Source organism: uncultured Lamprocystis sp. (genome assembly GCF_903933125.1).
Taxonomy (GTDB): Bacteria; Pseudomonadota; Gammaproteobacteria; order Chromatiales; family Chromatiaceae; genus Thiodictyon.
The window spans coordinates 1-10601 of the sequence record NZ_CAIZIZ010000548.1 but is presented as its reverse complement, the minus strand read 5'-3'; the positions used below and the strand labels follow the sequence as shown (position 1 = coordinate 10601).

General features: G+C 64.3%; 9 protein-coding genes and 1 pseudogene. 2 read left to right on the top strand and 8 right to left on the bottom strand.

The window, feature by feature from the left end; all coding sequences use genetic code 11:
- A pseudogene (locus QZY03_RS30095) lies at positions 1-381 on the top strand (hypothetical protein); the annotation flags it as partial.
- Positions 382-620: 239 nt separating this feature from the next.
- Here QZY03_RS30095 and QZY03_RS30090 read toward each other — a convergent pair.
- Both QZY03_RS30090 and QZY03_RS30085 read right to left on the bottom strand, forming a co-directional pair.
- Positions 621-1415, bottom strand: coding sequence for a UDP-2,3-diacylglucosamine diphosphatase (locus tag QZY03_RS30090; protein ID WP_295587765.1), 795 nt, complete (start codon positions 1413-1415; stop codon positions 621-623).
- Entirely contained in the window at positions 1412-1909 is a 498-nt protein-coding gene (locus tag QZY03_RS30085; protein ID WP_295587763.1) for a peptidylprolyl isomerase, read from the bottom strand. The genes QZY03_RS30090 and QZY03_RS30085 overlap by 4 nt, the downstream gene beginning before the upstream one ends.
- Before the next feature lie 228 nt (positions 1910-2137).
- Between QZY03_RS30085 and cysS the strand changes: the two genes are divergently transcribed.
- The gene (cysS, locus tag QZY03_RS30080; protein WP_295587761.1) at positions 2138-3529 is read left to right on the top strand and encodes a cysteine--tRNA ligase; all 1392 of its coding nucleotides are present in this window, start codon (positions 2138-2140) and stop codon (positions 3527-3529) included.
- 193 nt (positions 3530-3722) lie between these two features.
- Here the strand turns inward: cysS and QZY03_RS30075 are convergent, their stop codons facing one another.
- The 6 genes from QZY03_RS30075 to QZY03_RS30050 form a co-directional block, all read right to left on the bottom strand.
- Positions 3723-4097, bottom strand: coding sequence for a transcriptional regulator (locus tag QZY03_RS30075; RefSeq protein ID WP_295587759.1), 375 nt, complete (start codon positions 4095-4097; stop codon positions 3723-3725).
- Positions 4098-4108: 11 nt separating this feature from the next.
- Positions 4109-4411 (bottom strand): type II toxin-antitoxin system HigB family toxin, encoded by a 303-nt coding sequence (locus QZY03_RS30070; protein WP_295587757.1) that lies wholly within the window; start codon positions 4409-4411, stop codon positions 4109-4111.
- A gap of 162 nt (positions 4412-4573) precedes the next feature.
- Positions 4574-7702, bottom strand: a complete 3129-nt coding sequence (locus QZY03_RS30065; RefSeq protein ID WP_295587755.1) for a PAS domain-containing protein — start codon at positions 7700-7702, stop codon at positions 4574-4576.
- Positions 7703-7746: 44 nt separating this feature from the next.
- Positions 7747-8121 carry an ABC transporter permease gene (locus QZY03_RS30060; RefSeq protein ID WP_295587754.1) on the bottom strand — a complete coding sequence of 125 codons (375 nt, stop codon included), beginning with the start codon at positions 8119-8121 and terminating at the stop codon, positions 7747-7749.
- Between the two features lie 63 nt (positions 8122-8184).
- Positions 8185-8919 carry a hypothetical protein gene (locus tag QZY03_RS30055; RefSeq protein WP_295587752.1) on the bottom strand — a complete coding sequence of 245 codons (735 nt, stop codon included), beginning with the start codon at positions 8917-8919 and terminating at the stop codon, positions 8185-8187.
- Between the two features lie 14 nt (positions 8920-8933).
- The gene (locus tag QZY03_RS30050; protein ID WP_295587750.1) at positions 8934-10304 is read right to left on the bottom strand and encodes a phosphatidylserine decarboxylase family protein; all 1371 of its coding nucleotides are present in this window, start codon (positions 10302-10304) and stop codon (positions 8934-8936) included.
- Between the last annotated feature and the right edge of the window lie 297 nt (positions 10305-10601).

The window sequence follows — 10601 nt, the reverse complement described above, 5'->3', positions numbered from 1 at the left end:
TTCCTCGACGACAAGCTCACCGTGGTCGACGTCAAGGCCCGCGACGCGACCGGACAGTTGTATCAGGTCGAGGTCCAACTGGACGCGGACGCCCTGCCGGCCTGGATGCAGACCCAAGAAACGAGGCGAGCCATGAACACCCTGAAGGCCTTCTCCGAGAAAGAGCACGCCTACCATGCCTACCAGGCGCGGCAGGACTCTCTGCGCGAACAGCAGAGCATCCAACTTGAATTCGACGACCTGCGCGCGGAGGTCGAGCAGGCGCGGGCGGAGGCAGGGCAGGAGCGGGCCGCCAAGGAGGAAGCCTTGGCTGAGAACGAGCGGTTGTGCGCATGCTCGCCGACAAGCCGGAACCGTCCGACCGCGAGACGCGAGAACTGACCCCGCCGCCCTCGAAATCTCCCTTGGTGGCGGCAATTGCTCGGTTTGGGTATCTCGCCCCAGCACTGTCGCGCTGTCAGCGCCGGGCGTCGGCGGATTGGCGCGAACGCCGGCGTGCGGCGGTACTGCCGGTGATCGATCACCATCTGGTCTTTACCCTGCCGGACACCCTCAACGGCTGGGTCGAGGTCCACCCGGAGGTGATCGATGACTTGCTGTTCGAGATGGTGTGGGCGACCTTATGTATGGGGGAGAACGGCCTCGCGCTCCCAGACCCCGCCGCGATGGACCAACACCTCGCCGCGGTCGGGGTGCCAGTCGGCGAGTACGGTGCGGCGCGCCGGCTGACCATTGACGGTCAGTTCATGGTCGGCCGGGCGATGGGTGTGTCCGTGAATCAGGTGAGTCGCACGATAGCGGCTCAGGTACGCGCGAACGGCAGCGGGGTTGGCGTCCATGATCGCCACGGTTTTGGCGGCCATGGCCGCAGCACTGAGGCGCCGCGTGTCGTTCGCAACGGCCCGCCGTTTGCTCAGGCTTCGCCAGAGAAACAAGCGCTGCACCAGGGGGTTGCGGACCCGACGGCGGAACCGCAGGTAGTCGATATCATCGGTGCACAGAAGATCGCCGTGCATTAAAAGGACTCTAGCCCCGTCGATCTCGACCAGGGCTGGATCGCCCAGCAGGGTGCAGCCGGTGTCGCGGCAGAAGGCGCGGCCGAGCAGGAAGTCCCGGTTGCCGCGCAGCAGGGCACAGGCTGTCCCGCCGGCGGTGAGTCGGCGCAGGGCCGCCCGGATCTCCGGGAACGGCGGGGTGTCGTCGTCGTCGCCGATCCAGGCGTCGAACAGGTCGCCCAGCAGGTAGATCCGTGCGGCCTGGCGTGCGCGCCCGGCCAGGAAACTCAGGAACAGGCGGATGGTCTCCGGGCGTTCCGGCGCCAGATGCAGGTCGGCGAAGAACAGCGTCTCGGCGCCCTCCGGCAGCGACTGCCGGTCGGCTGTTCGCGGCGGCGGCCGGAACGCGGCGTTGCTCATGACGGCGCGTCGATGACCTCGGCGCGCGTGATCGCGATGTCCTCCGCGGGGACGTCCTGATGACCATGACGACTGCCGGTCTTGACACCTTTGATCGCGTTGACCACCTCCATGCCGTCGACTACCCGGCCGAACACGCAGTAGCCCCAACCGTCCTGGCCCGGATAGTCCAGAAAGGCGTTGTCCGCGACGTTGATGAAGAACTGGGAACTGGCCGAATGGGGGTCCATGGTGCGGGCCATGGCAATGGTGCCGATCAGATTCTTGAGCCCGTTGTTGGCCTCGTTTAGGATCGGGGGGCGGGTCGGCTTCGGTGTGAAGTCGGCCTGGACGCCGCCGCCCTGAATCATGAACCCATCGATCACCCGATGGAACAGGGTGCCGTCGTACTGTCCGTCGCGGACATAACGTTCGAAGTTGGCGCAGGTGGCGGGAGCCTTTGCGTCATCCAGTTCGATCAGGATGTCGCCGCGGCTGGTCGTCAGTTTGATCATGCGGTCTCCAGTAGCGCCCCGAGGGCGGTGTGTGTTGGCGCGGCAGCGACTGCGGCCGCGATCTTGCGCAGCATGTTAAGTGCTTTGCGCGGGGCGGAAAAGCCCGATCGTCGCGCGTCCCCCGCGGCCGGCGTCGGTGGATTCTCCCGAATCGGACCGATCCGGCTTTGTTACCATGTGGCGCAAACTACCGCCCATCCTTGATCGGCTTTGTCGGATACTTCTGAAATGCTTGAGATTTACAATAGCCTGACGCGTGCGAAAGCCCCTTTCATCCCGCTTGATCCCGGTCGGGTGGGCATGTACGTGTGCGGCATGACGGTGTATGACCTCTGCCACCTGGGCCATGCCCGGGTCATGGTGGTCTTCGATGTGGTGTACCGCTACCTGCGTGCCCTGGGTTATCCGGTCACCTATGTCCGCAACATCACGGATATCGACGACAAGATCATCCGTCGCGCCGAGGAGCGCGGTGAGCCCTTCGATGCGCTCACGGCGCGCTTTATCGCGGCGATGCACGAGGACGCGGCGGCCCTGGGTTGCCTGTCGCCGGACGCGGAGCCACGCGCCACCGCGCACATCCCCGAGATCCTCGACATGATCGCGACCCTGATCGCGCGCGGACTCGCGTACACCGCGGCCAATGGGGACGTGTACTTTGCGGTCGGCGCCTTTCCCGGCTACGGCCGACTGTCCGGCAAGGATCCGGCCGATCTGCGGGCCGGGGCGCGGGTGGAAGTCGAAGAGGCAAAGCGCGACCCACTCGACTTCGCCCTGTGGAAGGCGGCCAAGCCCGGCGAGCCCGCCTGGGACGCACCCTGGGGAGCGGGCCGCCCCGGCTGGCATATCGAGTGCTCGGCCATGTCGACCTGCTGCCTGGGCAATCACTTCGACATCCATGGCGGCGGGGCCGATCTGCAGTTTCCCCATCACGAGAACGAGATCGCCCAGTCCGAGGGGGCGACCGGCGAGCCCTTCGTCGAGGTGTGGATGCACAATGGTTTCGTGCGGGTGAACGAGGAGAAGATGTCCAAGTCGCTGGGCAACTTCTTCACCGTGCGAGAGATTCTGGCGCGTTATCGGCCGGAAGAGGTGCGCTATTTCATTCTCACCAGCCATTACCGCAGCCCGCTCAACTATGACGAGGAGCACCTGACCAATGCCCGGGCGGCCCTGACCCGCTTCTACACCGCCCTGCGCGGCCTGCCGTCCGCCGCGCCGGCGGGCGGCGAGGCCTTCCGGACTCGCTTCAGCGCCGCCATGGACGACGACTTCAATACGCCGGTGGCCCTGGCCGTGCTGTTCGATCTGGTGCGCGAGATCAATCGGGTGCGACCCCAGGATGAAGCGGCGGCCGCGGGTTTGGGGGCGGAACTGCGTTCAATGGGGGCGGTGCTTGGGCTGGTTCAGGGGGATGCGCAGGGGTATCTGCGCGGCGCCGGTGGCTCAGCGCAGGAGGGCGAGGGGAGCGACGCGTTCGTCGAGGCACAGATCGCCGCGCGCATTGAAGCCCGCCAGGCTAGGAACTGGGCCGAGGCCGACCGCATCCGCGACGCGCTGGCCGCCGCCGGGATCGTGCTGGAAGACGGCCCGGCTGGGACCACCTGGCGGCGGGCCTGAAGGTCATGCGCTTTGGCCTTGAATATCATTCCGGCCACCGAGTCTCAATGTAGGGTGCGGTGAGGTTGCGAACCGCACCAGCTATCTATTCGCGGTGCGGTGCGTTCCCGACACTGGTGTTTAATTCGCTAACCCATGGAAGTAACGCGCCTTCCGATTTTGCTTTCAATCGCTACCATGGTTTACCTCGTAATCATAGGGAGGCAGGCTTATGCGGCGGTTTGATCAAGCTTTCCGCTGGAATACCCAGATCCCGGTGCAAGCGCCAGATCATTTTCAACGTCAGGGGGCGCTTGCGGTTCAGGATTTCGTAGACCCGATTGGAGCGTCCGATCATGGGCTCCAGGTCTTTCGGCGTGAGCCCCTTCTGTTCCATTTCAAAGCGGATGGCCTCCACCGGGTCCGGCAGGTCCATGGGGTAGTGGTGCCGCTCATAGGCTTCAACCAAGGTGACAAGCAGGTCCAGCCGCTCGCCCTCCGGGCTGTCGAGGGTCGCCCCCATCAGCGTTTCGATTTCGGTCAGGGCCGCCCGATAGTCGGCATCGGTCTTGATAAGCTTGATATCCATGGCGTTACGGATCAGATTGTTTGCGCATTGATGGCGTCGTACTGTGCATGGGTGCCGATGAATCGGATGTATACCACGCGATACGGGTAGTTGATCCAGACGACTAGGCGGTACTTGTTGCCGGCGAGATTGAACACCACGCGTCCGTCCTTGAGGATGCTGGCATTGCGGAAGGCCGCCTTGACATCGACCGGAGTCGACCAATTGGCACGGCACGCTGATCGGTACCAGGCAAGACCGGGTTCTCGCGCATCCAGGTAGGCGGGTGAGCCGTCCCAGAATGCCTTGAGGGTGGATAGGGCAATGATGCGCATTGGAGATGCAGCATAGTCCCAGCTCGGGACCGTGGCAAGCCTAAGCGGCTACGCGCCGAACCCGTCGCGGCGGGACGCCGCTCCCACCGGGTCGCTACGCGAGTTTCACCGTAAAGTCTCGACCTCCGGTTTACTTGCGGCCGGAGCGACTGAGCGACGGGCTCACTCCGATTCCCCGCGTGTTCCGGATAAGCGATCGATCAATCCCTGCAATTCGGCGAGGCCGACGGGCTTGACGAGATGTAGATCAAAGCCGGCCGCGGCGGTGGCCTGGTGGTGCCGGTCCTGACCCCAGCCGGTCAGAGCCACGATGACCGCGCCGGCGCCGGCCGGATCGGTGCGCAGGCGCCGACAGGCGTCATAGCCATTCAATCGCGGCATGCCCAGGTCCATCAGGATCAACTCGGGTTTGAACTGCGCCGCGATCTCAAGCGCTTCCATGCCGTCCCTGGCGGTTCGCACCTCATGCCCGAGGATGTCGAGCAACAGCGTCAGGCTGTCTGCGACATCGACATCGTCATCCGCGACCAGAATCCGACGGCGTACCGGGCGCGTGGTCGGTGCGCTCTGACCAGGTGCCGACACCGGACTCGGCACGCTGACGCGCGGTAAACGGATGATGAACTCGGCGCCCGCGCCCTCACCCGCGCTCTGCACGGCGATGGTACCCCCATGCAAGGCGATGAGTTGTTTGACGATATTCAGTCCGATACCGAGTCCACCGGGGGACTGTTCCCGCGACCGGTTGACTTGGGCGAACATGTCGAAGACGCGATCGAGCATGGTCGGCGGGATGCCGATGCCCGTGTCCCTGACCCGGAGCACGATGGTGTCGTCCTCCTGTTGAACGCTGAGATCGATGCGCCCGCCGGGTTCGGTGTACTTGGCGGCATTGTTGAGCAGATTCGAAATCACCTGAGCCAACCGGATCAAATCGCCCTTCACGCCCAGCGGCTCCGCGGGGAGGTGCAGGAACAGCTCGTGTCGGCGTGCCGCGATCAGCGGCCGGCTGGTCTCCGCTGCCCGTTGGACGATGTCCGCAACGGCGAGCGATTCCTGATGGAGTTGAATCTTGCCGCTGCTGATTCGGGCGATGTCGAACAGATCGTCGACCAGTCGGGTCAGATGTTGGACCTGGCGCTCAATCAGTTCGCTACACCAGGTCACCGCGGCGCCATCGTCGGCCGAGCATGCGAGAATGTCGGTCGCGCTTTGAATCGGTGCGAGCGGATTGCGCAGTTCATGCGCCAGGACGGCGAGGAACTCATCCTTGCGGCGGTCGGCATCGCGCAGTGCCTCGTCGATCTGTTTGCGCTCGGTGATGTCCTGGGAGGTGCCGAAGCCGCCCAGGAGTTTTCCGCCGTCGCTGAACTCCAGCTCCGCTTTCTCCTGAACCCATTTGATCTGACCGTCCACGATGACCCGATGCTCGATGTCGTAGGGCTCCCCTTGAAGCGCCGCCAGCCAGGCTTGGTTGACCGCCGTCTGATCCTCTGGATGGACGGTGCTCAGAAAGGTTTCATAGGTCAGCGGCGTGCCGACTGGAATGCCGAAGATGCGATGAGCTTCCACCGACCAGGTGAGCACGTTACGCTGAACGTCCAGCCGCCAACTCCCGATCTTGGCCACGGCTTGCGCCCGTTGCAGGTCCTCCTGGCTGATGCGCAGTGCAGCCTCGACCGCTTTTTGTCGGGTGATGTCGAGCGCCATCACCAGAATGCGCAGCACCCGACCTGAGGCGTCCTTCAGCGGCACTTTGTCGGTGCGGATCCAGCGTTGCTCGCCGGACGGCAGTCGGTGGGGTTCTTCGATCCCGAGACGCGGTGTGCCGGTCTGGATGACAATGAGGTCGTCCTGATAGTAGCGATCAGCCTCCGCCGGATACAGCTCGGCTGAATTGCGGCCCGCGATCTGCGCCTTCGGCAGCCCAAGTGAGTCGGCAACCGCTTGATTGGCGAGCAGGATGCGATTGGTCGTGTCCTTGTACCAGATCAGTGCCGGCAGGGTATCCAGAATGAGTTCCTGCTCCTGCTGCAGTTGCTGCAGGGCTGCCTGCGCCTGCAGTCGATCCGAGAGATCGCGGCAAATGGTCGTGATGAACTCAATATCGCCAGTCTCATCGCTGCGGTGCACCATGACGAGTTGCGATACCGGAACCTCTATCCCATCGTAGCGCAGCAGCGCGGTATCGCCGAGCCATTGGCCGCATCTCCTGGCCGTGGTGAGGCCTTCGGAAATGACCCGTTGGTAGGCCCAGCTTGGGAAGCAGTCTTCGATACGCATCTGCCCCAGATCGTCGAGTGCACCAATTCCCAGGAGGGCACGTCCGGCTTGATTGAGATAGTCGATCTGACCGGTCAGGGTGCCGCTCGCAATCAGGTCGGTGCTGGCCTCGATGATGGTGGCCAACCGCCGATTCAGATCTCCGGTGTGCTTGCGCGCATCGATATCCATGAAGGTGCCGATCGCCCGCACCGGTGCGCCCAGCGCATCGCGCGCGACCACCTTGCCACGCCAAAGCATCCAGCGATGACCCGCGTCGCCGACGCGCTGTCGACATTCCACTTCGCAACGACCGGTGTCCCGCAACTGGCGTTCGGCCACGTCCACCGCGGTATCCGCATCATCGGCGTGCAGCAGATCCTGCCACCTCGGCAACACGCTCGGAGCCGGTTCGCCGGGATCGTCATCCAGCAATGCGTGGATGGAATCCAGATCGACCTCACCGGTTTGCAGGTTCCAATCCCATAGTCCGATGTTGGATGCCGCCATGGCCTCGTGGAGTTGGTCCTCGCGCTCACGCAATTTGCGGGTATGCGCATCCAACTCGGCGCGCTGTCGGACAAGGCGTTCCCAGCGTTCGCGATTGAGCTGCTGATTCTCGCGTTCAGCGCGTTTTTGCTCGGTGATATCGCACAGGGTGCCGGCGGTACGCAGCGGTGTGCCAGCGGTATCACGTTCGATGACGCGGCCGCGGCCACGCAGCCAACGCCATTCGCCGTCTTGATGCTGGACGCGGAATTGCGCCTCGATCACCGGCGCGTCAGTCACCAACGCGGCCTCCATCCAGCCCCGCAACTGCGACCGATCCTCCGGATGGACTAAGTCGAACCAGCCGTCACTGGGACGCGCCGTGTCACATCGACCGAGTATCGCCGCCACCCGCGCGCACCAGCGCGGCTCGCCGTCGCGGTGGTGATACTCCCACAGGCCAATGGCGCCGGCATCCAGCACCTTCATGACAGATTGTGGATCACACAGCAACAGATCCAACGCGGGTTCTTGTGACATGTGCGTACTTCCGAGGCTCGGATCAGTGATGAATTGTCTTCGGATCAGGACTCGCGCAGCGCCGCGGTGACGGCCAGGGTTGCGGCCCGCAGCGCCGGGAAGAGCCCGCCGATAAAGCCAATGCCCAGCGCCCACAGCAGGCCGTGGAGCATGAGTGCCGGAGTGACCTGAAATTCAAACACGACTTGACTAAAATTCGACCCGAGGGTGGAGACCGCGTAGCCGTTGAACAAGGTCCAGGCGATGCCGGCGCCCAAGACCCCGCCGGCCAGCGCCAGCATCATGGTTTCCAGCATCACCGCGACCACCACCGGGACCGCCGTGAATCCCAGGGCACGCAATGTCGCAATCTCGCGCGCCCGCGCGGCGACGGCCGCATACATGGTGTTGAGTGCGCCGAAGACGGCACCCAGCGCCATGATGACCGCCACCCCGGTGCCGATGCCGCGGATGATCCGGGTGAGGCGTTCCGACTGTTTGCTCTAGTAGGCGCGCGTAGTCTCCACGTCGACCCGCAACCGTGGGTCGGCTGCCAGTGCCGCGCGCAGATGCTCAATGGCCGCCGGTGTCGTCAAGCGCGCCGTGACCGACTGAAACCCATTGCGTCGATAGGCTGCCATCAGCGACTCGGCATCGCCCCACACCTCCGACTCATGGGTGTCGCCCGAGGCGAAGACGCCGACGATCAATTCCCGTCGACCGGGGGTGAAGCGCCGGCCGCTCGCAATCCGGACCTGCGGGCGCAGTCCCCAGACGTCCGGGCCGACACCGCGAATCTCAAGATTCGCATCGGTCCCGGTGGTGCGCTTGGCGACATTGGCCACCACGACGATTTCGGCCGAGGCGATGAGAACATCGCGGGCATCGCGGGCGATTCCCGGCGCCTGCATGATGAGCGTGACCGCCGGCCGATCGAGTGCCGAGGACAACTCGGCATTGGCCCCGGCCCGCAACACCAGGACGGTGTCGTCGCGCCTGGCCGCCTCCAGCGTGGCCGCGAACCCCGCCGCCATCGCCTGCAAGGCGACCAGCACACCCACCACCCCGGCGATGCCCACCACCACCGAGGTGGCGCCCAGCCGCTCGGGGACCGTGGCGAGGCCGATCCAGGTGATCGCGAGCGACTGACGCCCGCTCCGGGTCAGGAGCAGCCAGCCGGGCAGCACAACCCCGAGTGCGGCCAGCAGCAGGGGGAGGGTGATCCCTAGGGCGGCCATGGCCGGGCTGATGCTTACTCGGCGCCGGGTGCCCGCACCGTCGCAATCCGCGCGCGCACGGGAATGTTGTTGGCATGCAGGCCCGGTGTCTGGCCGTGCAGATCGAACTCCAGATCGACCTGCGGCCGGAAGATCAGCGTATGGGTCGAGCCGCCGAAATGGAACATGCCGAGTTGATCGCCCTTCGTGACATGCTGGCCTTCATAAACGGTGATCTCATTGGACGAGACCTCCGCCATGCCGACGAACATCACGGCCATCAGGCCGATGTCGGGATTGTCGGCCTGGATGAAGATCAGGGCGCGTGATGCCACCTGCGTAATGTACCCCTGCGATTCGTTGGGACTGGCGGGATCGAAGCCGGCCGCTTGGGCCGCGGCATAATAGGATCCGTCGATGACGCGGGTCTTGATGATCCGCCCGCTGACCGGCGCGTGCCACCGGTGGTAACTCAATGCGCTCAGAAAGCCCTGATAGACGGTGCCACCCGCGAACTGGGCGGCGAGCGGATCACCCGCCAGCATCAGCGCGAGCGAATAGGGCTGGTCTTTGATCCAGAACCGGTCGCGTAACTGCACCTTGGTTGCCAACCGGTAGGGTGCCGACTCGCAGGCATTGGCGATCACGCGATTATCCTCGGGATGCGCTACGGGGCGGCGACCCTCACGAAAGACGCGGGTGAAAAAGTCGTCCCATGACGCGAAGCCATGGTAGGGCAGTTTCGGGTGCGAGACGAAATCCTCGGCAAAGGTCGGCATGGCCTTGCGCGCATCGCGTCCGAACCAGCCCGTCTCGGGATCATCGTTCAGCACCGCCCGCGAATCCGGTGAGCGCAGGAACACCGCCCACTGATCCAGGATTTTCTTGAGTTGATGGTTGACCTTCGGGTTTAGGAAGGCCGTCGCGCCGGCCGGCGTGCCCATGGCCCAGTTGACAATGGCGTTGAGCGGAAAACCGACCAGTCCGGTCTTGTTGAATTCCGGGGCCTGGGTCAGGATACGGTTCATCAGTTGCAGCATCTCGCGGACATCGCGCACCGTCGGCTGACCCGTGGGATCGGTCAGGTAGGGCGGTTCACGCGGTATCTGCTCGAACATTTGCGTAAACAGCATGGTGAGTTCCGGGTCGTTTTCGATCAATGCCTGGAACTCGGCGATCACCGGCAGCAATGGCAGCAATGGCAGCAATGGCAAGGTGTCGTTTCCACCAGCGGCCGGTTCACCCAATCGCCGGTGCGCGTCCCGCAGGGCGTCTTGGTCAGCGCTGAGCCAGGCGCCGGTCTGATCCGGCGGCGCGGCGTCGGCCGGGAGCGGCGCTTTCGCCCAAGCCGTCGGCGTTGCCAGGACGATCGCCAGAGCGCCTGACAGGACCCATGTCGTCTTCATCTTCATTCTGATGCCCTGCTGTGGTTGATGCCGTGGAACAAGTGTAGCTACCGGACGTGATAACCGAACGGAGGGGCGGGTTTCAAACCCGCCCCTACATCAAGGGATTGTCTGGATATCAGGTACGAAGGCTTTAACCAGCGGCGGCTCAACCGCCAGCAATTCCAAATTTGGGCGGCACCGCGCGACCTCTGGTGGATGCGGCGCGCGCGACCGCCGTGCCGAGTCCCTGAGACCGAGCGGCGCGCCTTATCCACCCTACAACGGAGCTGGTTTTGTAGGGTGGATAAGCGCAGC